Source organism: Kitasatospora phosalacinea, assembly GCF_030268885.1.
GTDB lineage: Bacteria > Actinomycetota > Actinomycetes > Streptomycetales > Streptomycetaceae > Kitasatospora > Kitasatospora phosalacinea_C.
In genome coordinates this window covers 1-283 of sequence record NZ_BSSA01000136.1, presented here as the reverse complement: position 1 = coordinate 283, position 283 = coordinate 1, and the positions used below count along the sequence as shown (strand labels likewise).

The window sequence follows — 283 nt, the reverse complement described above, 5'->3', positions numbered from 1 at the left end:
GACGGGGCGGTCGTTGATCTCCATGGCCTGCTTGATGACGTCGTCCAGGTCCTCGGGGCGCTCGCAGCGCAGGCCGACGGCGCCCATCGCCTCGGAGAGCAGCACGAAGTCGGGGATCCGGGTGCCCTGGGCGGGCGGTTCGATGCCGTCGTGGCCGGGGCCGGAGTGCAGGACGGTGTTGGAGTAGCGCTGGTTGTAGAACAGGGTCTGCCACTGGCGGACCATGCCGAGGGAGCCGTTGTTGATGACGGCGACCTTGATCGGCAGGTTGTTCAGGGTGCAG

1 protein-coding gene is annotated in these 283 nt (G+C 67.8%); it reads right to left on the bottom strand.

The genetic code is table 11. From position 1 onward, the window contains the following. Positions 1-283 (bottom strand): thiamine pyrophosphate-dependent enzyme (locus QSK52_RS39255; protein WP_285741059.1); only part of this gene is annotated, 283 nt, incomplete at both ends.